The organism is Caballeronia choica (assembly GCF_001544535.1).
GTDB lineage: Bacteria > Pseudomonadota > Gammaproteobacteria > Burkholderiales > Burkholderiaceae > Caballeronia > Caballeronia choica.
Genome location: NZ_FCON02000072.1, coordinates 14,242 through 39,739, shown reverse-complemented (window position 1 = coordinate 39,739; position 25,498 = coordinate 14,242). Strand labels below are relative to the sequence as shown.

Here is a 25,498-nt window from a genome sequence, read left to right as displayed (position 1 = left end):
CCATAGAAGCCTGAGCGCATCAAACGGTGTAACCCCAACCCAACCCCAACCCCGACCCCAACCCCGCCCCAAGCGCCAGCGACCAAACCTGGAGACTTTGCGTGACCCCGATGACGATTGCCGCCGAACCGACACAAGAGTCCACCGCGCGACTCAAGCGTGAACTGAAGGTCGCCGATGCGAAGAAGCGCGCGATGGCGCTCTTACTAATCGCCCCGCTCGCGATCTTCCTTTTCCTGATTTTCGTGGTGCCGATCGGCGCGTTGCTGACGCGCGCCGCCGAGAACCCCGAAGTCGCGACCGCGCTCCCGCACACCGGCACGGCGCTCGCCCAGTGGGACCGCAAGACGCCACCGCCCGACGCCGCCTACGCCGCGCTCGCGCAGGACCTGACCGCGATCCAGGACGGCGAATCGATGGGCGCGCTGGCGCGGCGCCTGAACACCGAGATTCCCGGTTATCGCTCGCTCGTCGCGAAGACGGCGCGCGCAATGCCGCTCAACGGCGACGACGGCAAGCCGCTCGCCGCGCCGCAGATCCGCGCGAAGATCGTCGAACTCGACGAGCGCTGGGGCGACGTGGCCTACTGGCAGGCAATCGCGAAGAACGCGGGCCGCTATTCGCCGTTCTACCTGCTCGCCGCGCTGGATCACCGGCAGGACGGCTTCGGCAACATCGAACACTCGGGTCCCGATCAATCGATTTATCTCAGCATCTTCGAGCGCACGTTCGTGATCGGCGTGGCCGTGACATTCTTCGCCCTGCTGCTGGGCTATCCGCTCGCCTACTGGATTTCGACGCTGCCCGCGCGCAAAGCCAACCTCGTGATGGTGCTCGTGCTGATCCCGTTCTGGACGTCGATTCTCGTGCGCGTCGCCGCCTGGATCGTGCTGCTGCAAAGCGAGGGGCTCGTGAACAAGGCGCTGATCGGCGCGGGTCTGATCGACCAGCCGTTCGCGCTGCTGTTCAACCGCGTCGGCGTCTACATTTCGATGACGCACATCCTGCTGCCCTTCATGATCCTGCCGCTCTACAGCGTGATGAAGTCGGTGCCGCCGACTTACCAGCGCGCGGCCGTGTCGCTCGGCAGCCATCCGTTCGCCGCGTTCTGGCGCGTCTACGTGCCGCAGACGTATCCGGGCATCGGCGCGGGCGTGCTGCTCGTGTTCATTCTCGCGATCGGGTACTACATCACGCCGGCGCTGCTCGGCGGGCCGAACGACCAGATGGTCAGCTATTACATCGCCTATTTCACGAACGTGACGATCAACTGGGGCATGGCCTGTGCGCTCGGCGGCCTGCTGCTCGCCGCGACGCTCTTGCTGTATGTGGTCTACGGACGCTTCACGCGCTCGAACCTGAGCCTGGGGTAAACACAAAATGAAACTCGCCAAACCGCTGTTCGCGCCCCATACGTCCGCCATCGAGCGAATCTGGTTCTTCGCGTTGCGCATCATCTGCGTGCTGACGCTGCTGTACCTGATCCTGCCGGTGCTCGCGATCGTGCCGCTGTCGTTTTCGTCGAGCACCTTCCTCGTCTATCCGATCCCCGGCTTCTCGATGCGCTGGTACGAGAACCTCGTCATGTCGGACGAATGGCGCATGGCCGCGAAAAACAGCTTCATCGTCGCGCCCTCGGCGACGGTCGTCGCGACGATTCTCGGCACGCTCGCCGCGGTCGGGCTGCAGAAGGCCAATTTCCTCGGCAAGGGCCTGCTGATGGCCGTGCTGATCTCGCCGATGATCGTGCCGGTGATCGTCGTCGGCGTCGGCATGTATCTGTTCTTCGCGCCGCTCGGCATCGCGAACACCTATTTCGGGCTGATCCTCGCGCACGCGGCGCTCGGCGTGCCGTTCGTGGTGACGACCGTCGGCGCCACCCTGCAGAACTTCAACTACAACCTCGTGCGCGCCAGCCAGTCGCTCGGCGCGAACCCGCTCACGACGTTCTTCCGCATCACCCTGCCGGTGATCGCGCCGGGCGTGATTTCGGGCGCGCTGTTCGCGTTCGCGACCTCGTTCGACGAAGTCGTCGTCACGCTGTTCCTCGCCGGCGCCGACCAGACGACGCTCCCGCGCCAGATGTTTACCGGCATCCGTGAGAACATCAGCCCGACGATCGCGGCCCTCGCGACCATCCTGATCGTGTTCTCGACGAGCCTCTTGCTGGCGCTCGAATGGCTGCGCGGCCGGGCTGCCGCGCGCGCCGTCGCCTGAAAACAGGCGCATCAAACCCGCCGGGCCTGGTTCGGCGGGATTATTCGCGCAAACGGGACAGTGTTTTCACTGATGCACTATTTATCAAAATGTGCTTAATGACGTACGTTCTAGGTCAAAGCCACGCCTGGAACAGATGCCATGACAGCATTACTGAAAAGAGCCGACCCGTGGATGCAGACGGTCCACCTGTTGAAAGCGCTCCCGAATGAGAGCGCAGAAGGGAGCGCGCCGAAGGCGGCGCGCGGAGAAAACGCGTTTATCGAGCAGTTGACGCGCGACTGGGACCGCGACCATCCGCGCGAGCTGAATGACCGCCGGCCGTTTCCGCAGGCAGTCGTGCGGGTGATCGAACGGCCGAGCAGTGCGACGGCGCTGGTCTACTGGTCGGACCCCGGTACGTGTCATTACGGCTACCAGGGCTGGCGCGCGACGACGGCCACCGGTGAAGGCGTCTGCTCGCTCTCCGGCACGCCGATTCACCGGGGCGATCAGGTGTACCGCCCGTCGCAGCGCGACCCGAAGCCGCAGAACGCGGCGGCGATGATTCTGGCCGCCGCGATGCCCGCCGACGAGGAAATGGAAGCCGATTTGCACGGCTGAGCGGTTTCGGCGCCAGGTTGGCGCCGAAACCTGCGGATCTTCAATATCCGACGGTAAAGCGCTGGCGAAGGTGCGCCGGCTTTTCGAACTCGTCGAGGAAGGCGATCGCGAAGTCCTGGAACGAGATCCAGCTTCGGCCAGTGCCGTCGACGAGCAGTTCGTCGCGCCCCAGGCGGAATTTCCGCGTGCGCGCACCGTCGACGAATTCCGCTGATGGTGATACGAAGGTCCAGTCCAGGTCCCGCTCGGCATGCAGCGCTTCGAGGAACACGGCGCCGGCCTCGGCCTCGGCCTTGTAGGCCGACGGGAAGTTCGGCGTGTCGATCACGCGCATGCCCGGCGCCGCATAGAGACTCCCCGCACCACCCACCACCAGCAAACGCCCGACGCCTGCTTTCTTCACCGGCCCGACGATCGCGCTCGCGGGAATGCCGCCAAAGTGCGCCGAACTGAACACCGCATCGTGACCCGCGACGACCTCCGCGAGCGCACCGGCGTCCAACACGTCGACGCTTCGGCCAATCACGCCGTCCCGGCCTTCCAGCGACGAAACGTTGCGCGCAATGCCCGTCACCGTGTGTCCGCGCCGCAACGCCTCCGCGAGAAGCTGACTTCCGACCTTTCCCGTCGCGCCAATGATCGCGATCTTGCTCATTTTCGATTTCTCCTTGCATCGTCGAACGGGTAAAAGTGCCCGTTCGTTCAAAAACCATCATAGTGTGGAACAAAGCCGCGCGAAAGCGACCGAATCGATACAGTTTATTTCCCAATGAGACGGAATTCCGGTCGCGACGCCCTCCCGCAGTTCGCTTGGCCGCGCACGCAGTGCAACGTTTGCGCAAGTTTCACGCCCGTTTCCGATGCGCCAGCGCTATATAGTCCGACGCGCGGCATAAGTCAGACGAACATTCCGCTGGCATGGGCGCGATTAAACTGTAGAGCCGCGCACTCGCCGCAGATGAGGTTGTTTTCCGCCGAATTCAGGGATTTCCCGTACTGAAATCTGCGTTCGGGTGAAATGAACGTCGTCAATTTGTCATCCCTTTGGTTTATATTGCACTTTCTCGCCCCGCTCCCACTACCGCAAGGAGTAAATCGTGAAGAATCCGCAAGTGCAGGGTGTTATCGAAAGAGACGTGAGCCGGCCTGGCGAAGCCATGCCTGTCCCGGTTCGCACGATGCCCGAAGAGTCTTCCGACTTCGGCTACTCTGATTCGCTCGACATCCCGCTCGACTACGGCATCGTGATGGACGCCGTCAGAGACGCTGTACGGGCGAACCTGTAAGCACCGAGCTGGTCCCTCGAAACGGCGCCCCAAAGGGGCGCCTTTTTTTTGCGCTTCCGGTTAGGGCCCGTCGCACGCCATGCATCGAAGGATGCTGCCGGCCTCCCGGTCTCCGCGTTGTGCGCCGGCCGGGAAGAAGTTTTTTAGCGTTCGCGTGTAAACCTTCACGCACCGGTGTCGTTAACGAGATAGTACAAATCGGCATCCTCTGTCGTGGCGCAGCATTCGACTAGCGCACCGGAATCGCCCAGTTTTTGTCCATGCCAGACGTTCGTGAATGGGCAAATAGACGGCCAACTCCCGTCCTCTTCACGTGATTCAATAAAAATGGCACTGCTAGTCTTTCTACTGGCGAAAACAAACGCGTTGAAGTACCTTCGGGCGTGCGAAAGCGCATTGAAAAGCACTGCGCATTATGTTGCCCGAAAGCAGTTATTAAGAATTCGCAAGTCTTTCAAGTAAGAACGACCGAATAACGGTCGATGCCACAAGTCTTTCTAGGGCCGACATGGTTGCCATTTTTGATTACCTGCTGGAACGTCAGATATCGACTCAATGGCGCGGCGTACTCGCCGCGCTCGCCGACGAATTCGAAGCGCAGATCGGGCGTAACGAGTTGCGTCAGTTGATGAACCGGATCGGACGCCGCTTTGCCGAGGCGCATCCGCTGCCCGCGTGCGAGTCGGTGGCGGATCTCGTCGACTCGCTCAATGCCTTGTGGCGCGAGACCGATTGGGGTTTCGTCTCGCTTGCCGAGGAGCCCGACTATCTGAGCATCACGCATTATTGCGCGCCGCTGCGGGCATTCGGCGCGAGCGCGCTCGCATGGACGCCCGCGTTTCTCGAAGGCGCGTATCAGCACTGGCTCGGCGCGCTTGGCGCGGACGGCCTCGCGGTGAAGCAATCGGGAGAATTCGACGAACATTCGGCCGTCGAGTTTCGATTGGCGCGCGGCGCGGCATAAACGAAACATCAGCGCGAGCGAGGAAATCGGAATCAGAACACGCATCGGCTTTCGCGGTTTTGCTTTCAATATCGAACTGCTGCGGATCGGCGAAATTCGCGCGGCATTACATAATTAGCTGCACACAATCAGGGCATTACGAGGACGGCGCATCATGAATCCATCGCGCGACATCGAAAAGTTATTCGAGCATTTCGGCGGCAATGCCGGCGATTATCAGGAAATCGGTCGGGAGAACGAGGCGCGTTCGGCGCGCACGCGCTGGCCGCTCCTGGCAACGCTCGATTTCACGCAGCCCGCCATTCCGGAGGTCGCGCAGCGCCGTGACGTGCAATTGCCGCATGCGCGCGGCGCGCGCAGCGATGCGGAAGCCGATGCAGCGCCGACACCGATCAATCGTGGCAAGCCGCCGCTTTTCGCGCGCGCGCATCGACGGACCATTCCGCCCGTGGGCAACGTGACGCTTCCGGCCGTCCCGTCGGGCGGTTCGCGCTTCGGGGAACTGGCTGCGGCGGAGACTGAGCCTGAGCAGGTTCAAACGCCGTCGCCGGCGCCGGCCGCGATCCGTCCCGCCACGCCGGTCGCGCCCGCTGCACCGGTGTCTCGCGAAGCGCAAGCGCCGTTGCGCGGCGTATTGGGCGTTCCGCCCGCCATGCCCGCCACACACGCCACACCGCTTGCCGCACCGTATGCCGCGCCGAAGCAGCCCACTGTCCCGCCCCGCCCCGCCGCCGCGGAACCGCCTGCTTCCTCGTCGATCCTCGGCAAACTCTTCGCGTCGCCGGGTCAGCCGGTCGCACCACAGCACCGCGACGCAACCCGCCCGGCCGACCCGGCATCGCTCCTTTCCGTGTTCGACCGCCTGCGCGGCTCGGCCGCCCGCACCGACAGCCCCGCCGCCACTCGCGCGTGGCCCGCCAGCCGGACGCCCCGCTCATGAAAGTCATCACCGTGGTTTCCGCGAAAGGCGGCGTGGGCAAGACGACGCTCGCTGCCAATCTCGCGTCGGTGCTCGCGGCGCGCGGGCGTCGCGTGATCGTGCTCGACCTCGATCCGCAGAACGCGTTGCGCCTGCACTTCGGCATCCCGCTCGACAGCATCGACGGCATCTCGCGCGCCACGCTCGCCGGCGACGCGTGGCAGACCGTGATGTTCGACGGCGTCGACGGCGTGACGGTGCTCCCCTACGGCGCCGTCCTCGAAGGGGACCGCCGGCGCTTCGAGGCGTACATCGACCGTGAACCGGCCTGGCTAGTGCATGCGCTCGACACGCTCGGGCTCGATGCGTCGGACATCGTGATCGTCGATACGCCGCCCGGCTCGTCGGTCTACACGCGCACGGCGCTGACAGCCACGAATTTCGCACTGAACGTCGTGCTCGCGGACGCCGCGTCGTACGCCGCGATCCCGCAGATGGAACGCATGATCGAAGCCTACGCGACGCCGCGCGGCGATTTCGGCGGACAGGGCTACGTCGTGAACCAGGTTGACCAGTCGCGCCAGTTGAGCAAGGACGTGCTGAAGGTGCTGCGCAACATGCTGGGCCCCCGGGTGTTCCCGGGCGTGATCCACCAGGACGAGGGCGTGAGCGAATCGCTCGCGTGCGACACCACGCTGATCCACTACGATCCGCTCAGCCAGGCCGCCGCCGATCTGCGCGCGTGCGGCGACTGGCTGCTGTCGGCGATCGATACGATGCAGGTCTCGCCGAGGAACGTCGCATGAGCACGACCGACGCAACGACGGGCGAAACGCCGTCACGGCTGGAGCGTTTCGTCGATGCCCGCCTCTGGGGCAGCCGCGCGCTCACGATTCTCGTCACGATCTTCGCCATCGTGGCGCTGTACTTCGTGGTCACGGTGCCGCTCGCATTCGGCCAGCAGCTTGCGTTCGCCACGATCTGCTTCCTGTTCGCGCTGGGGTTTCGCCGCCTGAAGGGCCAGTACGCGACGCTCGTGATGATCATGCTGTCGCTGGTCGCGTCGGGCCGCTACATGTTCTGGCGCCTGACCGAGACCACCTACTGGGAACATCCGCTCGATGCCGCGTGGGGTCTCCTGCTGGTGTCGGCGGAAGTGTATTCGACGATCGTGCTGCTGCTCGGCTACTTCCAGACCGCGTGGCCGCTGCAACGCAAGCCGATGCCGCTGCCCGCCTCGCGCGACCTGTGGCCGACCGTCGACGTCTTCATCCCGACCTACAACGAACCGCTGTCGGTGGTGAAGCCGACGATTTACGCCGCGCTCGCGCTCGACTATCCCGCCGACAAGATCGCGATCCACGTGCTCGACGACGGCCGGCGCCCGGAGTTCAAGGCGTTCTGCGAGGAAATCGGCGTCAACTGGACGATCCGCACGCATAACCGCCACGCGAAGGCCGGCAACATCAACGAGGCGCTGAAGATCACGAAGGGCGAGTACCTCGCCATCTTCGACTGCGACCACATCCCGACGCGCTCGTTCCTGCAGGTCGGCCTCGGCTGGTTCCTGCGCGACAAGCTGCTCTCGATGCTGCAGACGCCGCATCACTTCTTCTCGCCCGATCCGTTCGAACGCAATCTCGGCACGTTCCGCAAGGTGCCGAACGAAGGCGAACTGTTCTACGGCCTCGTGCAGGACGGCAACGACCTCTGGAACGCGACGTTCTTCTGCGGCTCGTGCGCGCTCTTGCGCCGCTCGATGGTGGAAGAGATCGGCGGCATCGCGGTGGAAACCGTCACGGAGGATGCGCACACGGCGCTCAAGCTGCACCGCCTCGGCTACACGACTGCCTATCTCGCCATTCCGCAGGCAGCGGGCCTCGCGACCGAAAGCCTTTCCGGCCACATCGGCCAGCGGATTCGCTGGGCGCGCGGCATGACGCAGATTTTCCGCATCGACAATCCGCTCACGGGACGCGGCCTGAAGATCGGCCAGCGGCTCTGCTACCTGAACGCGATGATGCACTTCTTCTACGGCATCCCGCGCCTCGTGTTCCTCACGGCGCCGCTGTCGTACCTGTTCTTCGGCGCGCACGTGATCGAGGCGGCGGCGAGCTCCATCGCGATCTTCGCGCTGCCGCACATGATGCACGCGAGCATCACCAACTCGCGGATGCAGCGCTCGTTCCGCCATTCGTTCTGGGCCGAAGTGTACGAATCGGTGCTGGCGTCCTACATCACCGCGCCGACGCTGCTTGCCGTCATCAACCCGAAGCTCGGCAAGTTCAACGTGACGGCGAAGGGCGGCCAGATCGCGAAGGATTATTTCGACTGGTCGATCTCGCGTCCGTACCTGTTCCTGCTGCTCCTGAACCTGATCGGCTTCTGCGCCGGCATCGCGCATATCTACTTCTACTGGGAGGTGCGCAGCGAAGTCCAGACCACCGTGCTGAACCTCTGCTGGACGCTCTACAACATGCTGATTCTCGGCGCGAGCGTCGCGGCCGCGAGTGAGCGCCGGCAGGTGCGCACGACGCATCGCGTGCACATGCAGATGCCCGTGATGCTCAAGTTCTCGACGGGCCGCACGCTCGCGTGCGAAACGATCGACTACTCGGAAGGCGGCGTCGGCGTGAAGCTGCCGAGCGACATCGAAGTGCCGATGCACGAACGCGTGACGGTGTCGCTCTTTCGCGGCGACGAGGAATACGCGTTCCCCGCGACGGTCGGTTTCACGGAACGCGGGCGTGTCGGCCTGCGCTTCGGCACGCTCACGCGCGAGCAGGAGTTCGAGTTCGTCAAGACGACCTTCGCGCGCGCGGACGCCTGGACCGGCTGGGCGGAAGGGCGCCGCGCGGATACGCCGCTGCGCGGACTGTCGCATGTGCTGCTGGTGGGCACGCGCGGCATCGTGGGGCTGTTCGAACATCTCTACAGCGACGTTCGTACCTGGAGCGCCAGGCGTCCGATCGAACCCAAGAAGCTGAAAACCAAAGACTAAAAATGGGCAAAGGCATGTCGAAGTTGCGCGTGGATAACATACGAGGCGAGCGCACGCCACGTTTTTGCGATAAGCCTCTCGGGCGAGTCCTGGCAGTGTGGATGGCCTTGCAGACCGCGTTCGCGGCGCCGCTCGCGGCAGCTGCAACGGCGGCGGCGACTGCTGCCGCGGCGCCGGGCGGCGCGCCCGCAGGCACCGAAATCGCGACTGGAGTTGGTTCCGTGCCGGCGCCGAGCCCGGCTGTGCTGCTGAATCCGAACACGATCCCCCAGCCCGCGCTGGCGATGCCGGTGCCCGCGTTCTCTGGCAACCCGTCGAAGCCGCTTAACGCGCGGACGCCGACCACGGCCGATCCGGGCACGCTGGTGCCGGGCGGGCGCCGCCAGACGCTCTCGTTCGCCGATCTCGGCGCGCTCGATCCGCTGCAACTGCGCGGCACCGACGGCCAGAACGGCGTGCCCTTCTCGGTGCGCGGCGACGAGGTCGTGACCGCCGCCGTGCTGCATCTGATCTACAGCTATTCGCCGGCGCTCCTGCCGTCCGTCTCGCAGCTGAAGGTGATGATCAACGGCGAAGTCGCGGCCACGCTGCCGGTGCCGCGCGATCAGGCGGGCACGCTCGTCGCGCGCGACGTGTCGATCGATCCGCGTTTCATCACCGAGTTCAATCACCTGAACGTGCAACTCATCGGGCATTACACGCAGCAATGCGAGGACCCGTCGAGTTCGTCGCTGTGGGCGACGGTCAGCAACGCGAGTTCGCTCGACCTGACCTATGCGTTTCTCGCCAGCAAGCCCGATCTCGCCGCGCTGCCGCAGCCGTTCTTCGACCGGCGTGACGTGCGCCGGCTCGAACTGCCTTTCGTGTTCGCGCAGAAGCCGAGCGCGCAGACGCTCGAAGCGGCGGGTGCGGTCGCATCGTGGTTCGGCTCGCTCGCCGGGTATCGCGGCGCCGTGTTCCCCGCGCAGATCGACAACGCGCCGCTCGCGGGCAACGCCGTCATCTTCGCGACCTCCGATGCGCGTCCGGCCGGCGTCAATATCCCGCCGGTGTCGGGGCCGACGATTGCCGTCGTCGATCGCGAGGCGCCTGCGCGCGGGCGGTTCCTGCTCGTGCTCGGGCGCAACGACGCCGAACTGAAAACCGCCGCGCGCGCGCTCGGCATGGGCCAGAACACCCTCTCGGGCAATAGCGCGACGATCACGCAGCTCACCGACCTCCAGCCGCGCCGCCCCTACGACGCCCCGAACTGGCTGCCGACCGACCGCCCGGTGCGCTTCGGCGAACTGGCGGAAGCGCGCGACCTGACCGTCTCCGGCTACGACGCCGATGCCGTGCGCGTGAACCTGCGCGTGCCGCCCGACCTCTTCATGTGGCAGACGAAGGGCGTGCCGATCGATCTCGCCTATCGCTACACCGTGCGGCCGGCGCCGGATCGTTCGTCGCTGAACATCAGCGTCAACAATGGCTTCGTGCAGTCGCTGCGGATTCCGGCGGTGTCGTCGTCGACGTTCGATCTCGGCCAGTACTTCAGCCGCGTGATGCCCGACCGCACCGTCGCCGCGCGCCGCGAAATCTACCTGCCGCCACTCCTGCTCACGCCGCGCGCGCAGTTGCGCCTGCACTTCTACTACGACATCCCGAAGACCGGCGAATGCACGGGACGCGTGCTCGACAACGTCGTCGGCGCGATCGATCCGAACTCGACCATCGACGTATCCAGCTTCCCGCACTACATGGCGCTGCCCGACCTGGCCGCGTTCGCCAACGGCGGTTTCCCGTTCACGCGCATGGCCGACCTGTCGCAGACGGCCGTGATCCTGCCGAACGACGCCGGCTCCGCCGACTACAGCCTGTTCCTGCTGGAAATGGGCCGCATGGGCGCATCGACGGGTTATCCCGCGACAGGCGTGACGGTCGCGTCCGCCGACCAGGTCGACCAGTTCGCGGACAAGGACCTGCTGATCCTCGGCTCGCCCGGACGCCAGCCGCTGTTGCAGCGCTGGGCCAAGTCGATGCCCTTTTCCGGCGACGGCGATGCGCGCACTTTCCAGTTGACCGACGTCGCGTACAAGGTCGTCGACTGGTGGCATGGCCCGCATGGCGTCGAACGATCGCCGGCGCGGGCGGACCTGTCGCTCGTCAGTTCGAGCGGCGATGCGCTCATCACCGGCTTCGAATCGCCGCTCAAGCAGGGCAAGAGCGCGGTCGCGCTGGTCAGCGCGGCGGGGCAGTCGGATGCCGACCTGAGCGCCGCGCTCCTCGACAACGACCTGCTGCCCGACATCCAGGGCGCGATGGCGGTGATCCACGGACGCACCGTCACCGTAACGTCGAATGGCGAGGCGTACTACGTCGGCCATTTGTCGCCGATGCACTACATGCAATGGGCGCTGTCGTCGCATCCGCTTCTGCTGGTGCTCTCGGGCCTCGCCGCCGCGCTGATCATCGCCGCGCTGTTCTATCGTGCGCTGCGGGCGATCGCCGCACGCCGCCTGAGGGACTGACATGCGGCATGCCATTTCCGTGACGACGATCGCGGCCGCGATGATGCTGGCCGGCAATAGCGCGAACGCCGCCCAGTGTCAGGGCCAGGGTGACTGGGCGCCGTATCGCACGTTCGTCGAGCGTTTCGTGCAGGCGGACGGCCGCGTGATCGACTACTCGACGCCCGCGCAGCAGACGACGTCCGAAGGACAGTCATACGGCATGTTCTTCGCGCTCGTCGCCAACGACCGCGCGACGTTCGAGCGACTGTTGAACTGGACGCGTGCCAACCTCGCGGCCAACCAGTTCGACGCGCAAAACGCGCGGCTGCCCGCGTGGCAGTGGGGCAAGAAGCCCGACGGCTCGTTCGGCGTGCTGGACCCGAATTCGGCGTCCGACTCGGACCTGTGGATCGCCTACGATCTGCTTCAGGCCGGGCGCTTGTGGAAGGAGCCGGCGTTTACGCAACTCGGAACCGCGCTCGCCGCGCAGATCGTGAAGCAGGAAGTCGTCGACCTGCCGGGCCTCGGGCCGATGCTGCTGCCCGGTCCGCAAGGTTTCAAAGTGGGCGATGTCACGCGCCTGAATCCGAGCTATCTGCCGCTCCCCGTCCTGCGCGCGCTCGCGCACGACGCACCCGGCGGCCCATGGGCGCGTCTCGCCGAGAACGCCTACAAGCTCATCAGGACGACTTCGCCGCACGGCTACGCGCCCGACTGGGCGGCGTTCAAGGACGGCCAGTTCGTCGTCGATCCGAAGAACGGCGACACCGGCAGCTATGACGCCATCCGCGTCTATCTGTGGGCGGGGCTCGCGGCATCGGCGGACCCGCTCGCGAAGCCGTGGCTCGGCGCGCTCGGCGGAATGCGCCAGAGCGTCGCGCAGACCGGGTTCCCGCCGGAGCGCGTCGCCTCGACGAGCGGCACGGCCACCGGCGTTGGCCCGCTCAGCTACTGGGCCGCGCTCGCGCCGTACTTCAAGGCCCTGGGCGACGACCGCGCGCTCGGCCTCGCCCGCACCCATCTCGCCGCGCTCGACGCGCCGCCGCAAGGCGCCGGGCGCGACCCTGTCTACTACGATCGTGTGCTGGGCTTGTTCGGCACTGGATTCATCGACGGCCGCTATCGTTTCGACGAAGCCGGCCGCCTCGTGCCAAGCTGGAGAAGCGCATGCTGATTCGCGCAAAAAAACGCGCGCTCGCGCTCGGTCTCGCGACGGCCTTCGCCGCGCAGGCACCGGCCATCGTCTTCGCGCAGGCCGCGACCGATCCGCTCAACGTGCTCATCGACCAGGGCAAGTACTGGCAGGCGCACAAGCGCGGCGACCTCGCCGAGCAGGCGTGGCAGAAGGTGCTGCGCATCGATCCGAAGCAGCCCGATGCGCTGTTCGGCATGGGCATGGTGCTCGCCGACCGCAAGGACGGCAGCGGCGCGCAGCAATATCTCGCGCGGCTGCGGGAAGTCGCGCCGGATTATCCGAGCATCGACGAACTCGGGCGGCGCCTCGGCGAAACCAGTTCGCGCGACCAGAACGTGAATGACGCGCGACGCCTCGCGCAGAGCGGGCAAAACGCGTCGGCGGTGCAGGAGTACAAGCGCGCGCTCGAAGGCAAGCCCGCGACGCCCGCGCTCCAGCTCGAGTATTACCAGGCGCTCGCCGCCACGCCGCAAGGCTGGGACGAAGCGCGGCGCGGGCTGGAACAGCTCGCGCGCCAGAACCCCGACGACCCGCGCTACGCGCTCGCCTATGCGCAGCACCTGACTTACCGCGATACGACGCGGCGCGATGGCATCGCCCGTCTCGCGCAGTTGTCGAGCGACAACACGGTCGGCGCGCAGGCGAAGAAAAGCTGGCGGCAAGCGCTGCTGTGGCTGGGCGCCCGCGCCTCCGACGCGCCGCTCTATCAGGCGTATCTGCAAGTGTCGCCGAACGATGCCGCCGTCCAGGCCCGCTTCGATTCGATGGTGCAGCAGGACAAGGCCGCCCGCGAACGCGCGCAGGCCGACGCGGTGGTCGATGCGCGCGGTCGCACCGTCGCCGAGGGCTTCGCCGCGCTCGATCGCGGCGACCTCGTGACGGCGCGCGCGAAGTTTTCATCGGTGCTGGTGTCGAGCCCGAACGACGCCGATGCGCTCGGCGGCATGGGCATCGCGGCGCTCAAGCAGGAGCGGTTTGCCGAGGCGCGCACCTATCTCGAACGCGCGTCGCGGGCGGGCAATCCCGCGCGCTGGAAAGATGCGCTGACCAGCGCGACCTACTGGACCTACACGAGCGAAGCGATTGGCGCGCGCAGCAACGGCGACAACGCGAAAGCCAAGGCGCTGCTCGAACGCGCGATCGCAGTGAATCCGTCGGACGTCACGGCGCAGACGCTGCTCGGCGAGACGCTGCTCGCAAGCGGCGACGCGCGCGGCGCGGAGGCGGCGTACCGGATGGCACTGCGCCGTCAGGCCGACAATCCCGACGCGATCCGCGGACTTGTCGGCGCGCTGGCCGCGCAAGGTCGCGGCGACGAAGCGCTCGAATTCGCGAACCGGCTCAACGCCGAGCAACAGGCCAAGGCGGGCGGCATCAACAAGCTGCGCGGCGAGGCGCAAGCCGCGCAGGCGCGCGCCGCCGAAGCGCGCGGCGATCTCGGCAGCGCGCGCAGTCTCTTCGAAGACGCGCTTTTGAACAATCCCGACGACCCGTGGCTGCGGCTCGACCTGGCGCGCATCTACGTGCGGCAAGGCGCGGTGGCAAACGCGCGCAGCATGATGGACGGCCTGCTCGCGACCCATCCCGACATGACCGACGCGCTCTACGCGAGCGCGCTGCTCTCGGCCGAGACGCAGGACTGGTCGGCGGGTCTCGCGCAACTGGAGCGGATTCCGGTCGCGCAGCGGACCACCGCGATGACCGCGCTCCAGCATCGGCTGTGGGTGCATCAACAGGCTGACCTGGCCGTGCGCCAGGCCCGCGCCGGCCAGCGCCAGCAGGCCTTCGCGACGTTGCAGGCGGCGGAGCCGGTCGCGTATGGATCGCCTGAGCTGATCGGCGCGCTGGCGTCGGCGTATCTGGCAGCGGGCGACCAGGGCCGCGCGCTGTCGCTCGTGCGCGGCGCGATGGCCGGTGCGCCCAACGATCCCGGCTTGCTGCTGCAATACGCGGGCATCCTGTCGCAGACGCAGCAGGACGCCGAACTGGGCTCGGTGATGCGCCGGCTTGCGTCGATGCCGCTCACGCCGCAACAACGCACCGATTTCGGCAACCTGAATCTCGCGATCGTCATCAAGCAATGCGATACGGTGCGCCAGCGCGGCGACCTCGCGTCCGCCTACGACGTGATCGCGCCGTGGCTCGCCGCGATGCCGGACAACCCGGACCTGCAGGCGGCGCTCGGGCGTCTCTACACCTCCGCCGGCGACGACAACAGCGCGCTCAGGAGTTATCGGGCGGCGCTGGCCCGCCGTCCCGACGACCTCGACCTGCAACTCGCCGCGATTTCCGCCGCGACGGGCGCGCGGGACTATAGGTATGCCGAGTCGCTGGCGAATCAGGCGCTGCAGACCGCGCCCGGCGATCCGCGCGCGCTCGCCACCGTGGGCCGGATGTATCGCGCGGAGGGCAAGTTGAGTCTCGCCGCGCAGTACTTGCAGCGCTCGCTCGTCGCGGCCAACACGCCGCTTGCGCCGACCGCGACCGGTAAAGCCGGCACGCCGGGCAACGTGCCGCGCGGCTGGGAAACCGCGATGCAGCGCATCGGCTCTTCGCCGCTGCCCGGCACCAATCCGTTCGAAGGCAAGACAGCCATCGATACGGCCACGACGCCCAATGCCTCGGCTCCGTTCCAGCCGTCAACTTCTCCGACACAAGCCGTGCCGAACTATCTGCCGCCCTCCCAGCCCGCGCCTTATGTCGCGCCTTATGTCGCGCCTTATATGACGCCGGGCGCGCCGTCCGGTGCGCCGCGTCCGGTGGCCGCCAGCGGCGGCTACGGTCCCGATATGGCCGGCTCGGGCCAGTCGGGTGCGCCCGCCGCCGCGCCGTTGCAACCGTATCCGGGACAGTCCGTGCCGGGTGGGTATCCTTCGCAGGGGTATCAGCAGGCGCCGGCGGCTTATCCTGCACAGGGGTATCAGCAGGCGCCGGCGCCTTACCCCGAGCAGAACGGATACGTGAGCACGCCATGGCCGATGTCGCCGGCGGCGCGCGATGCACAGGCTTACGCGGGGGAAACGCCGCTGCCCGCAACCAGCTCGAAACGGTCGACGAGTAAAAAGCAGGCCTCGGGACGCGCCGCGCAGGCGTCGAATCAGTACGCGGCGCCTTATCCGCAGCAAGCGCCTTATCCGCAGCAAGCGCCCTATCCGCAGCAAGCGCCTTATCCTCAGCAAGCGCTTTACCCGCAGCAAACGCAGTACGCGCAGCAGCAGCCGTACTACGCCCCGCAACAGCCGTACATGCCTCAGGCGCCCTACCCACAACAGCAGCCCTACGCGCAGGTTCCATACATCCCGCAGCCGCCGGCAGGCTACGCCCAGCCGTACAACCCGGCGCCCCAGGGCGCAGGCCAGCCGTCGCCCGCCGCCGTCGCCAGCGCGCAGACACAGAGCGTCGCCGACGAGCTCGCGCAGATCGAACGCGAGCAGGCGAGCACCGTCTCGGCGGGCATCGTGTTTCGCAATCGCAATGGCGAGGACGGCCTGTCGAACCTGACCGACATCGAAGCGCCGATCGAAGGCCGTATCAAGGCGGGCAACGGCCACATCGTCGTGCGCGTGACGCCCGTCACGCTCGATGCCGGCACGGCAGCCGCCGACACGCAGACGCTTGCGCGCTTCGGCTCGGGCGCGAGCGCGGCGCTCACGCCGGTCTCGAACCAGTACGGCTCGCAGACGGCAACCGGTGTCGGCTTGTCGGTGGGATACGAAAACCGCAACATCAAGGGAGATGTCGGCTCGACGCCGCTCGGCTTTCGCGAGACGACCGTCGTCGGTGGCGTGCAGTATCAGAACGGCATCACGGACAAAGTCTCGTACTCGGTCGCCGTCGCCCGGCGCGCGGTCACCGACAGCTTGCTCTCGTATGCCGGCGCGCGCGATAACCTCGCGGGCCTCGAATGGGGCGGCGTGACGTCGAACGGCGTGCGCGGCGACCTCGGCTGGGACGACGGCACGAGCGGCGTCTACATGAACGCGACGTTCCAGTATCTCGACGGCCATAACGTCGCGAGCAACAACGCGGTCAAGGGCGGCGGCGGCATCTACACGCGCGTGATCAAGGACGCGGACCAGACCCTGACCATCGGCGCGAACACCACGCTGATGCACTACAACAAGAACCTTTCCTACTTCACCTACGGCCAGGGCGGATACTTCAGCCCGCAGCAGTACATGATCCTGAACTTCCCGGTCGAGTACATGGGGCGCACCGGCCTCTTCACCTACGACCTGAAGGCTTCGATCGGCGTGCAGCATTACCGGCTCGACCAGTCGAACTATTTCCCGACCGAAAGCAATTATCAGGCGATCTTCGCGCGCACCGGACTCGCGCCCGATGCCGGCGCGGTCTATCCGGAGCAGAGCAAGACGGGCGTGTCGTATTCGCTCAACGCGACGGGCGAATACCAGCTCGCGCCGCAGCTCGCATTCGGTGCGACGGCAGCATTCGGCAACGCGTATCAGTATCGCGAATGGCTGGCTGCGGTGTATGTCCGGTATAGCTTTACGAAGCAATCGGGACTGTCGCCGTTCCCGCCCAATCCGCTCGTCTCGCCTTACCTTTCGCTGTCCAACTGACGCGACGTGGCCGGGGTCTCTCCCGGCCCGCGCGGCGGCATCTCTTACTGCCATCCGCGCCCCGCTGCGGCATTATCTGCGCGTATTTCGCGATGCCGCGCGCGATCGCCCGAGCCGCGCAAACGTATGGCTCTCATGTCCGACATTTTGGCGGACACAACGCTTTTCGATCCGCAACGATGGACTCACCAGTTGCATCGATGCACCGCGCGCACGCGGCTTCGCGTCCCATCACAGCTGATTCGATCGAGGCGTCGCCGCATTGGCGGCTGATGCCTGCTGCCCCACGCACGAGGTACCGCATTTTCGCGACATCGCTCATCCGCGAGGGCACGGCGACGCGCGACGACGACTGATGCAAAGGGCCGGTACGACATGGAAGCATTCGAATAACAGCAACCATCTTGCATGGCCAGAGTAAGGCGCATGGGGCCAGAGTAAGCGCTAAAGCGCCAACTCTGGCCGACCGCAGGTGCATGGGGCCAGAGTAAGCGCTAAAGCGCCAACTCTGGCCGACCGCAAGTGCATGGGGCCAGAGTAAGCGCTAAAGCGCCAACTCTGGCCGACAGGAGACAAGCCCAAATGAACCGATCCCACACAGGACTCATCAAGCCGAGGTGGTCGTGGAAAGCAAGCAAGTCGATCTCTTTCCCTGCACGCTGGTGTTCCTCGACGACGAGGCGCCCGCAAGCCCGAACCTGAGGCACAAGGACCCGTTGTCCTACTTGCGGCAGGCCGTCGGCCTGAACCGGAGCCTGCTGCGCGCGGGCATGCCGCTCCTGAACATCTTCACTAATCGCCCCGATACGATCCGCTCGTTGCTTGCAAGCATTCCAGAGCCGAGCCGCCCCGTCATTCACGAATTGCAGACGACGCTCACCGTCCCGAGACAGACGGCGTTCTACGCGGCACATTTCAAGCTGGACCTGCTGGACCAGGTTTCGGGCCTGCTGCCACCGGACACGCTGCTGCTTCTGCTCGACACCGACGTCATGGCGATCCGCCCGCTGGATCACGACATGCTGGAGCGCTGCGCCGAGGCAGGCGTCGGCGCATTCGACATCTCCGATCAGGTGTTCGCTCCGTACGGTCCGGCGCGCGTGATCGAAGCGCTGGAGCTCGTCGCGGGACGGCATCTGTTGAATCCGCGCTGGTATGGCGGCGAGTTCCTGCTCGCGACGCCCGCGTTCCTGCGCCGCCTCGTGCCGCGTGCGCGTGAGTTCTATCCGACCTACGTGCGCATGATCGACCGGCTATGGCACAACGGCGACGAGACCTTCATCTCAGCCGCGCTCAACACGCTCGCGGACGAAGGGCAGGACATCGTCGAGACGGGCGCGTATCAGGCGATCGGACGGCATTGGGCGGGCAACACGCATCGCGACCTGCGCTGGTTCCGGAGCTGCTCGTTCGTGCATCTGCCGTCGGGCAAGAAACTGCTCGAAAGGGAATCGCGTTTCGTCGACTTCGACGCGCATCGCTTCTGGCGCAGAGTCGGTCAAGCGCATCTGGTCGGGCGCGTGCGACTCGCGGTGAAGCGTCTCGGGCGTAGTTGAGCGCGGGCACCGGTTCTTCAAACCGCACGCAAGGACTCGCCCGGCGCTCAGCGCATATACCCAAGGTGCTCGGCGAGAATCAGCGAGCCGATCGCGACCAGGATCACACCGCCGACGATCTCCGCCCGCTGACCCGCGACCGCCCCCAGAAAGCGCCCGACCATCACGCCGAGCGTCACCATCACCATCGTCGCCAGTCCGATGGTCGCGGCGGTCGAGAGAATGTTCACGTCGATGAAGGCCAGCCCGGCACCGACCGCCATCGCATCGATGCTGGTCGCGAATCCCGTCAGCGCGAGCAGCCACAGCGAGTGTCGATCGGGCTTTTGCGCTTCCGGCAGAGGCGTGCTGAATCCCGAGCGGATCATCCGCAAGCCGAGCAACGCCAGCAGACCGAATGCAATCCAGTGATCCCACGAGGCGACGTAGGGCGCGGCCGCACGGCCGAGCGCCCAGCCGATGAGCGGCGTAGCCGCTTCGATCACACCGAAGATGAGGCCCGTCCGGAGCGCCTCGCGCAAGTGCGGGCGATGAAGCGTCGCGCCCTTTCCGACGGCGGCGGCGAAGGCATCCGTCGACATGGCGACGGCGAGCAGGAGAGTCGAGGCGATATTCATGAGGGAGCGTTCGGGCCGGGCATGAACATGCGACATGCCCGCGCGCCCGGCCGGTCGCGCTGACATGTCGATGGTCTTGCCAACCTGACAAAACTACTGCGGGCGGCTCATGCCACGGTCGATCGACCAAGCGTGTTGACATGAGCGCTTCCGATGCTCGGAAGCCGGCTACTCCCCAAGGACAGCCGCGAGATTAACACGACTGAAAGCAATACGTAAAAATACAGTCCACTTCCTATGGACTTACGACACATGGACTCGTGAGGGCGTATTGAAATCATTTGTAACTCGTGTAATGATATTGATTCTCATTACCCAGCGTTCAGCTTCCGTCGTAGTGTCCGGCTAGACGGCGCTGCCTTTCAATTCCGGGCGGTCCGGGTTGCAGTCGACATCGCTGCACCGTGACTCGTTGGCACCGAACGTCGTCTCGGTTGCCAGTAAAACTTACAGTATCGGGGATTCACATGTTGAGGAAGACGCCGCTTGCCGCGGCTTTGATGACGATCATCGCAGCGCCCATCGCAGCGCCGCTGTACGCTCAGACCGCACCGCAAGCCACGCCCCAAACCGCACCTGCCGCCGCCACTGATAACGCCGCGCCTGTAGAGGGCGCGACGTTGCCGGCGGTGCGCGTGACCGGCCAGGCCGACTCGAGCGGCGATTTCCAGCCCGAAATGTCGAGCGTCGGCGCGAAGGTGCCGGCCGCGTTGCGCGACATTCCGCAGGCGGTCGTGGTGGTGCCCAAGGCGGTCATGCAATCGCAGGCCGCGACGTCTTTCTCCGATGCATTGCGCAACGTCCCCGGCATCACGATCGGCGCGGCCGAAGGCGGCCAGATCGGCAACAACATCAACCTGCGCGGCTTCACGGCGCGCACCGACATCTATCTCGACGGCTTCCGCGATCGCGGCCAGTACTATCGCGACACCTTCAACCTCGACTCGATCGACGTGCTGTACGGCCCGTCCTCGCTCTATTTCGGACGCGGCTCGACGGGCGGCGTCATCAACCAGGTCAGCAAGCAGCCGACGCTCAAGCCGCGCGCCGACGTCTCCGTGATGGCCGGCACGCACGACCGCTATCGCACGACGGTCGACCTCGACCAGCCGATCAGCAATACCGCCGCGTTCCGGATCAACGCGTTCGGCCAGGACCTCGGCTCGACGCGCGACGTGATGAAGAGCAAGGACTACGGCGTCGCACCGGAGTTGAAGTTCGGCATCGGCACGCCGACGGAGATCACCCTCTCCGCGCTGATCCAGCACAACCGCGACCAGCCCGACTACGGCATCCCGCCGCTCAACGGCCATCCGGCGCCCGTCGACACCAAGACCTTCTACGGCTTCACCAACGACCGCACGATCCAGGACGTGCAGACGGTCTCCGCGCGCATCGTCCATCATGTCAACGACAACCTGACGCTGCGCAACGAAACGCAGTTCAGCCACTACAGCACCGAAGCGCGCGCGACCAACGCGGCGTCCGTGCTGACCGGACCGCTTTCGACCTCGACGGCGCTCACGAACGGCAACTACACGACGCTGCCGCTGTCGCAACTGTTCGTGAAGCTGCAGGGCAAGGACCGCAATATCAACGATCACTCGGTCTACAACACGACCGATCTCGAAGCCAAGTTCGCGACCGGCTTCGTCAAGCATGACGTGATTGCGGGCGTCGACCTGAGCCACGAAACGTATAGCAACCAGAGCTTCACGTCGACCGGCACGGGCCTCACGTCGAACACGATCGCGGTCGTGCCGCTCGTCGATCCGCCGTACACGCCGCGCCCGACAACCACGAAAACCGTTGCAACCAACCTCGCGGAATCGAGCGCGAACGGCATCGGCATCTATGCGAACGACACGGTCTCGCTCGGCGACTACTGGAAGCTCGTTGGTGGCGTGCGCTGGGACCGCTACGAGGCGTCGATCCACAACTCGATCAACGTGCCCTCGTACGCGACGCAAACCAACTTCTATACGAGCGTGCGCGGCGGCATCATCTTCCAGCCGACCCAGACGCAGTCGTACTACGTTTCGTATGGCACGTCGTTCAACCCATCGCTCGAAGCGCTGACGCTCACCAACACGCAGCAAAACATCCCGCCCGAAACGAACCGCTCGTATGAAGTCGGCGCGAAGTGGGACTTGCTCGACGGCGGCCTGTCGATCACGCAGTCGCTCTTCAACATCGAGAAGAACAACGCCCGCACGCAGACCTCGACCGGCCAGTACACGCTCGACGGCGACGTACGCGTGCGCGGCTACCAGCTCGGCATGGCGGGCCACATCACGAACAAGTGGCAGGTGTTCGGCGGCTATACGTACATGGACGGCACGGTGCTGAAGGCGCTCGACGGCACCACGGGCCACACCCTCGCGAACACGCCGCGCAACACGATCACGCTGTGGACGACCTACGCGGTCATGCCGCACTGGGAGATCGGCGGCGGGCCGGTGTACATGTCGTCGCGTTATGCGGCGAACACGAACTATGTGTCGGTCGGCGGCTACACGCGCTGGGATGCGATGGCCGCGTATCACCAGAAAAAATACGACATCCAGTTCAACGTCTTGAACCTGACGGACAAGAAGTATTACGATGCGCTGATTCCGTCCGATGGCGGTCGCGCGGTGCCTGGCCTGGGCCGGACGTTCCTCGCGACGCTGAACTACCGCTTCTTCTGATCGCGCGCCTGACGGCTCAACAGGCGCCGTGACGCATGAAGCCCGCGCGTTCCTTCGAGGGACGCGCGGCAACGCAGGAAACACCCCGCAATGATTCTTTCCATACCCGGCGTGCTCACCCCCGACGACGCCGCCGCGATGCGCGCCCGGCTCGAAGCCGCCACCGACTCATGGGTCGACGGCCGCGCCACGGCCGGCTATCAGGGCGCGCCCGTCAAGCGCAACCAGCAGATCGCGGAAGGCTCGCCGATCGCACGCGAGATGGGCGACTTCATTATCGGCGCGCTGGAGCGGCATCCGTTGTTCATCAGCGCGGTGCTGCCGAACCGCGTCTATCCGCCGCTTTTCAACCGCTATGAAGGTGGCATGCATTTCGGCAGCCATGTCGACGGCGCGATCCGTATCATTCCGGGCCACGGCGCGCGCGTTCGCACGGATGTGTCGATCACGCTGTTTCTCTCACCGCCCGAGGAGTATGACGGCGGTGAACTCGTGATCGAAGATACGTATGGCGTGCAGGAAGTGAAGCTGCCCGCGGGGCATGCGGTGGTTTATCCGGCGACGAGCCTGCATCAGGTGCGCCCGGTCACGCGCGGTGCGCGGGTGTCGAGCTTCTTCTGGGTGCAGAGCCTCGTGCGCGACGACACGCGCCGCACGTTGCTGTTCGATATGGATACGGCGATTCAGCGTCTCAATGCGGAGAACGCGGACGATGCCGCGCGCCGAAGCCTCGTCGGGTGTTATCACAACCTGCTGCGGATCTGGAGCGATACGTAGGGGTTTGGATTTGCGTTTGAATCCTTTGCGGCGCTTGGGATCGATGTGGGTTCGGGTCGGGATGGAGTTGAACCTGCGCTCCATCCGCGGCGCCTTCAATTGAATCAATTCGTTTAATTTACTTAGTATCCCAATGTAATCCGGTATAGTTCGGCCCCGACAGATGGAAGCCTGTTCTGGGCGCGTACCGAATCGCTTGCCACGAACCAGCGCCTCGACAAAGGCGGGCGTCCATCAAATCATTGTTTGCTGGACGAAGGGTGAATGGCAAAGGAACTGAAAACCGACGCGTGGTACCGCTACATGCTGTATCGCGGCGACGAGCGATACATGACGTTCGACCCGGAAGAAAAGCGGAAGGATGCGGTCGAAGCGGGCAAGAAATTCATGGCGTCGGCCTACGCCGATGTGTGGGCCAAGGATGGAGCGCTGGTCCAGCGCGCGCGGGTCTTTCTCGGCGAGAATTTCCACTGGCACGAGCGGCTCGCGAAGGAAGGCACTGACCTCGACGTGGTAAAGACGCTCATGGACATGGTGCGCGGCGGCAGCGTCGTCGTGATTCCGGAGAAGCCGGTATTCAGCGGCGGCGGTGCGCGGCCGCCGCTGAAGGCCGCGGCGTCCTTTTGGGGCGTCGAGAACTACGATCCACCACGCTACGCGAGCGTGCAGGAACGGTATCTGGCGCAGATTGAGGAGTTGCAGGCGAATGAGACGCCGTGGGCCGAAATCGAGGCGATGAACGACAGCATCAACCAGAAGTTCATGCACGCGGCGGTTCTGGTTGATCCTCTGGGGATGCTGCCCGTATTTGCTCGGGCCGGATGGATCAGCAAATACGGTTTGGCTGATCTTTCACATTGGGGAGAAGACGAACTTGCGGGCGGCGGCGCTTCAACCCCATTGGGTGATGCGCAAGCAATCGAATACAACGAAGTGCTGCCGGTCGGCGAGCCGGAGCAGGTAGCTGGCATGCCATTTCATGGCGCGCCCGGATCGTGGGCTTCGAGTATGCCAGGAACGATGCAGCAGTTGCGTCAGTACGGCCTGAACGGAACTCCACTGACAGATATTGACTTCGAAGCCCATCACGGAAACGCTAATCCACACGCGCACAATTGGGACGGTTACGACCGCGACGAAGGTGCGCCCGTCTCCCTTCTTCCTTGGTAAAAGAAATGACAGAAGCAAAACTCACGAAATGGAATCATTTTCACGACTGGTACCTGGACCGCGTGAGCATCGGGCCAAATGCAGAACCTCGCGAGTTGACGCTTGGCCTGTATCTCGAAGACAAGCGCGCATCCGTGACGTTCGAAGGCGTGACGTGTTTTAGCCTTGAAGGTCTTGGGTTATTGAACATCGTATACAGCATCCGAATCGTCGAGGCGACCGGGAAGAACTACGACGACGTGAGTGCAGCCTTGAACAAGGGCGAGCGGCTTTCGAAGCGCAAAGGTGCGAATCTGGCGTTCATGTACGCCAGCCTCGGCGCTGAACTCGCCATCGAGTTCGATTCGCTGCGCATCGAGTCGGCGGCCGGTTGAGCATCACGTGGCGCCGCGCGGACCACGGCGCCCGTGCCTCGTACCCGTCTCGCACCTTCGGCTACATCCCCCACCGCAGCCCCGGCGTATGCACCGGACTATCCCAATGCGAGGTCATCTCCTCGTCGAGCACGCAGAGCGTGATCGACGCCCCCGCCATTTCCAGCGATGTCGTCAGCGACCCGACCTGCGCCCGCGCGATATGCAGATCGCGTTGATGAAGCCAGAGCCGTGTCGAATTGAACAGCAGATAGAGTTCCCCAAGCGGCGTACCGCCCAATCCGTTGACGAGCACCAGCAGTTGCGCACCCGCCTGCGGCTTGAGATCGTCGACGATCGCCGTCAGTAGTTCCCCCGCGATCGCATCGGCGGATGCCATCGGCGCACGGCGCCTTCCCGGCTCGCCGTGTATACCCACGCCCACTTCAATCTCGTCGTCGCCGATCTTGAACGTGCGCGTGCCCGCCGCCGGCACCGTGCAACTCGTGAACGCAACGCCCATCGACGCCGTGCGCTTGTTGATGCGATCGCCGAAGGTCTTGCACTGTTCGAGACTCGCGCCGCTCTCCGCCATGCTGCCGACCAGCTTCTCGACAATCACCGTCCCCGCGACACCGCGCCGCCCGGTGGTATAGCTCGAGTTCTCGACGGCGACGTCGTCGTTGATCAGCACCATCGCGTTCTCGACTTCGCACATCTCCGAGGCCATCTCGAAGTTCATCACGTCGCCCGAATAGTTCTTCACGATGAAGAGGACGCCCGCGCCCGTGTCGACGGCCTTCGCGGCGGCCATCATCTGATCGGGCGTCGGCGACGTGAAGATCTGGCCGGGACACGCCGCATCGAGCATGCCGTAACCGACGAATCCGCTATGCAAAGGCTCGTGCCCCGAGCCGCCGCCCGAGATCAGGGCGACCTTGCCCGGCTTCAGATCGCGGCGCCGCACGAACACCGGCTCGTCGTTGAGCAGGACCAGGTCGGCGTGCGCGGCGGCGAATCCGGCCAGGCCTTCCGCGAGAAAGTCGTCGACGTGGTTGATGAACTTCTTCATGGTCTC

19 protein-coding genes and 1 riboswitch are annotated in these 25,498 nt (G+C 65.2%); of the genes, 16 read left to right on the top strand and 3 right to left on the bottom strand.

Annotated features, from left to right (window positions below):
- Positions 1-110 precede the first annotated feature (110 nt).
- From AWB68_RS26330 to AWB68_RS26320, 3 genes are all read left to right on the top strand, one after another.
- Positions 111-1,373 carry an ABC transporter permease gene (locus AWB68_RS26330; RefSeq protein WP_087647275.1) on the top strand — a complete coding sequence of 421 codons (1,263 nt, stop codon included), beginning with the start codon at positions 111-113 and terminating at the stop codon, positions 1,371-1,373.
- 7 nt (positions 1,374-1,380) lie between these two features.
- On the top strand, positions 1,381-2,217 hold the full coding sequence (locus AWB68_RS26325; RefSeq protein WP_087647274.1) for an ABC transporter permease: 837 nt from the start codon (positions 1,381-1,383) through the stop codon (positions 2,215-2,217).
- A gap of 141 nt (positions 2,218-2,358) precedes the next feature.
- Complete coding sequence (locus tag AWB68_RS26320) at positions 2,359-2,820, top strand: DUF3331 domain-containing protein (RefSeq protein ID WP_087647273.1); 462 nt, start codon at positions 2,359-2,361, stop codon at positions 2,818-2,820.
- A gap of 40 nt (positions 2,821-2,860) precedes the next feature.
- On the opposite strand, the gene AWB68_RS26315 is transcribed toward AWB68_RS26320, so the two are convergent.
- Positions 2,861-3,475, bottom strand: coding sequence for an NAD(P)-dependent oxidoreductase (locus tag AWB68_RS26315; protein WP_087647272.1), 615 nt, complete (start codon positions 3,473-3,475; stop codon positions 2,861-2,863).
- A gap of 442 nt (positions 3,476-3,917) precedes the next feature.
- Between AWB68_RS26315 and AWB68_RS26310 the strand changes: the two genes are divergently transcribed.
- From AWB68_RS26310 to AWB68_RS26270, 9 genes are all read left to right on the top strand, one after another.
- A complete protein-coding gene (locus AWB68_RS26310; RefSeq protein ID WP_087647271.1) occupies positions 3,918-4,106 on the top strand; it encodes a hypothetical protein in 189 nt (62 codons plus the stop codon).
- Between the two features lie 508 nt (positions 4,107-4,614).
- On the top strand, positions 4,615-5,070 hold the full coding sequence (bcsD, locus tag AWB68_RS26305; RefSeq protein ID WP_087647270.1) for a cellulose biosynthesis protein BcsD: 456 nt from the start codon (positions 4,615-4,617) through the stop codon (positions 5,068-5,070).
- 154 nt (positions 5,071-5,224) lie between these two features.
- Entirely contained in the window at positions 5,225-6,010 is a 786-nt protein-coding gene (gene bcsP, locus AWB68_RS26300; RefSeq protein ID WP_087647269.1) for a cellulose biosynthesis protein BcsP, read from the top strand.
- On the top strand, positions 6,007-6,795 hold the full coding sequence (bcsQ, locus tag AWB68_RS26295; RefSeq protein ID WP_087647268.1) for a cellulose biosynthesis protein BcsQ: 789 nt from the start codon (positions 6,007-6,009) through the stop codon (positions 6,793-6,795). Before bcsP ends, bcsQ begins: the two co-directional genes overlap by 4 nt.
- A complete protein-coding gene (gene bcsA, locus AWB68_RS26290) occupies positions 6,792-8,990 on the top strand; it encodes a UDP-forming cellulose synthase catalytic subunit (protein ID WP_235028509.1) in 2,199 nt (732 codons plus the stop codon). Before bcsQ ends, bcsA begins: the two co-directional genes overlap by 4 nt.
- Positions 8,991-8,992: 2 nt before the next feature.
- Entirely contained in the window at positions 8,993-11,497 is a 2,505-nt protein-coding gene (bcsB, locus tag AWB68_RS26285) for a cellulose biosynthesis cyclic di-GMP-binding regulatory protein BcsB (RefSeq protein WP_087647267.1), read from the top strand.
- 40 nt (positions 11,498-11,537) lie between these two features.
- Positions 11,538-12,653 (top strand): cellulose synthase complex periplasmic endoglucanase BcsZ, encoded by a 1,116-nt coding sequence (gene bcsZ / locus AWB68_RS26280; RefSeq protein WP_374729610.1) that lies wholly within the window; start codon positions 11,538-11,540, stop codon positions 12,651-12,653.
- Positions 12,647-17,257: a cellulose biosynthesis protein BcsC gene (locus AWB68_RS26275; protein WP_087647265.1), complete on the top strand. Its 4,611-nt coding sequence runs from the start codon at positions 12,647-12,649 to the stop codon at positions 17,255-17,257. The genes bcsZ and AWB68_RS26275 overlap by 7 nt, the downstream gene beginning before the upstream one ends.
- Positions 17,258-17,880: 623 nt before the next feature.
- Positions 17,881-18,813 carry a hypothetical protein gene (locus AWB68_RS26270; RefSeq protein WP_087647280.1) on the top strand — a complete coding sequence of 311 codons (933 nt, stop codon included), beginning with the start codon at positions 17,881-17,883 and terminating at the stop codon, positions 18,811-18,813.
- 47 nt (positions 18,814-18,860) lie between these two features.
- Here AWB68_RS26270 and mntP read toward each other — a convergent pair whose 3' ends face one another.
- A complete protein-coding gene (mntP, locus tag AWB68_RS26265) occupies positions 18,861-19,430 on the bottom strand; it encodes a manganese efflux pump MntP (protein ID WP_087647264.1) in 570 nt (189 codons plus the stop codon).
- Between the two features lie 8 nt (positions 19,431-19,438).
- A riboswitch (yybP-ykoY riboswitch) is annotated at positions 19,439-19,619 on the bottom strand.
- Between the two features lie 278 nt (positions 19,620-19,897).
- On the opposite strand from mntP, the gene AWB68_RS26260 reads away from it, so the two are divergent.
- From AWB68_RS26260 to AWB68_RS26245, 4 genes are all read left to right on the top strand, one after another.
- Entirely contained in the window at positions 19,898-22,120 is a 2,223-nt protein-coding gene (locus AWB68_RS26260) for a TonB-dependent receptor (protein ID WP_087647263.1), read from the top strand.
- A gap of 90 nt (positions 22,121-22,210) precedes the next feature.
- The gene (locus AWB68_RS26255) at positions 22,211-22,897 is read left to right on the top strand and encodes a Fe2+-dependent dioxygenase (protein WP_087647262.1); all 687 of its coding nucleotides are present in this window, start codon (positions 22,211-22,213) and stop codon (positions 22,895-22,897) included.
- Between the two features lie 264 nt (positions 22,898-23,161).
- Positions 23,162-24,067, top strand: a complete 906-nt coding sequence (locus tag AWB68_RS26250; protein ID WP_087647261.1) for a hypothetical protein — start codon at positions 23,162-23,164, stop codon at positions 24,065-24,067.
- A 5-nt stretch (positions 24,068-24,072) separates the two neighbouring features.
- Positions 24,073-24,441: a hypothetical protein gene (locus tag AWB68_RS26245; RefSeq protein ID WP_235028507.1), complete on the top strand. Its 369-nt coding sequence runs from the start codon at positions 24,073-24,075 to the stop codon at positions 24,439-24,441.
- Positions 24,442-24,502: 61 nt separating this feature from the next.
- Here the strand turns inward: AWB68_RS26245 and dhaK are convergent, their stop codons facing one another.
- Positions 24,503-25,492, bottom strand: a complete 990-nt coding sequence (gene dhaK, locus AWB68_RS26240; protein ID WP_087647260.1) for a dihydroxyacetone kinase subunit DhaK — start codon at positions 25,490-25,492, stop codon at positions 24,503-24,505.
- Positions 25,493-25,498: the final 6 nt, after the last annotated feature.

What these genes read in the sequence shown, in the direction of transcription:
- bcsZ (WP_374729610.1), top strand. Translation starts at nt 11,538, where the DNA reads ATGATGCTGGCCGGCAATAGCGCGAACGCCGCCCAGTGTCAGGGCCAG.
- bcsA (WP_235028509.1), top strand. Translation starts at nt 6,792, where the DNA reads ATGAGCACGACCGACGCAACGACGGGCGAAACGCCGTCACGGCTGGAG.
- AWB68_RS26325 (WP_087647274.1), top strand. Translation starts at nt 1,381, where the DNA reads ATGAAACTCGCCAAACCGCTGTTCGCGCCCCATACGTCCGCCATCGAG.
- bcsP (WP_087647269.1), top strand. Translation starts at nt 5,225, where the DNA reads ATGAATCCATCGCGCGACATCGAAAAGTTATTCGAGCATTTCGGCGGC.
- bcsB (WP_087647267.1), top strand. Translation starts at nt 8,993, where the DNA reads ATGGGCAAAGGCATGTCGAAGTTGCGCGTGGATAACATACGAGGCGAG.
- AWB68_RS26250 (WP_087647261.1), top strand. Translation starts at nt 23,162, where the DNA reads ATGGCAAAGGAACTGAAAACCGACGCGTGGTACCGCTACATGCTGTAT.
- dhaK (WP_087647260.1), bottom strand. Translation starts at nt 25,492, where the DNA reads ATGAAGAAGTTCATCAACCACGTCGACGACTTTCTCGCGGAAGGCCTG.
- bcsQ (WP_087647268.1), top strand. Translation starts at nt 6,007, where the DNA reads ATGAAAGTCATCACCGTGGTTTCCGCGAAAGGCGGCGTGGGCAAGACG.
- mntP (WP_087647264.1), bottom strand. Translation starts at nt 19,430, where the DNA reads ATGAATATCGCCTCGACTCTCCTGCTCGCCGTCGCCATGTCGACGGAT.
- AWB68_RS26260 (WP_087647263.1), top strand. Translation starts at nt 19,898, where the DNA reads ATGTTGAGGAAGACGCCGCTTGCCGCGGCTTTGATGACGATCATCGCA.
- bcsD (WP_087647270.1), top strand. Translation starts at nt 4,615, where the DNA reads ATGGTTGCCATTTTTGATTACCTGCTGGAACGTCAGATATCGACTCAA.
- AWB68_RS26330 (WP_087647275.1), top strand. Translation starts at nt 111, where the DNA reads ATGACGATTGCCGCCGAACCGACACAAGAGTCCACCGCGCGACTCAAG.
- AWB68_RS26320 (WP_087647273.1), top strand. Translation starts at nt 2,359, where the DNA reads ATGACAGCATTACTGAAAAGAGCCGACCCGTGGATGCAGACGGTCCAC.
- AWB68_RS26245 (WP_235028507.1), top strand. Translation starts at nt 24,073, where the DNA reads ATGACAGAAGCAAAACTCACGAAATGGAATCATTTTCACGACTGGTAC.
- AWB68_RS26275 (WP_087647265.1), top strand. Translation starts at nt 12,647, where the DNA reads ATGCTGATTCGCGCAAAAAAACGCGCGCTCGCGCTCGGTCTCGCGACG.
- AWB68_RS26315 (WP_087647272.1), bottom strand. Translation starts at nt 3,475, where the DNA reads ATGAGCAAGATCGCGATCATTGGCGCGACGGGAAAGGTCGGAAGTCAG.
- AWB68_RS26255 (WP_087647262.1), top strand. Translation starts at nt 22,211, where the DNA reads ATGATTCTTTCCATACCCGGCGTGCTCACCCCCGACGACGCCGCCGCG.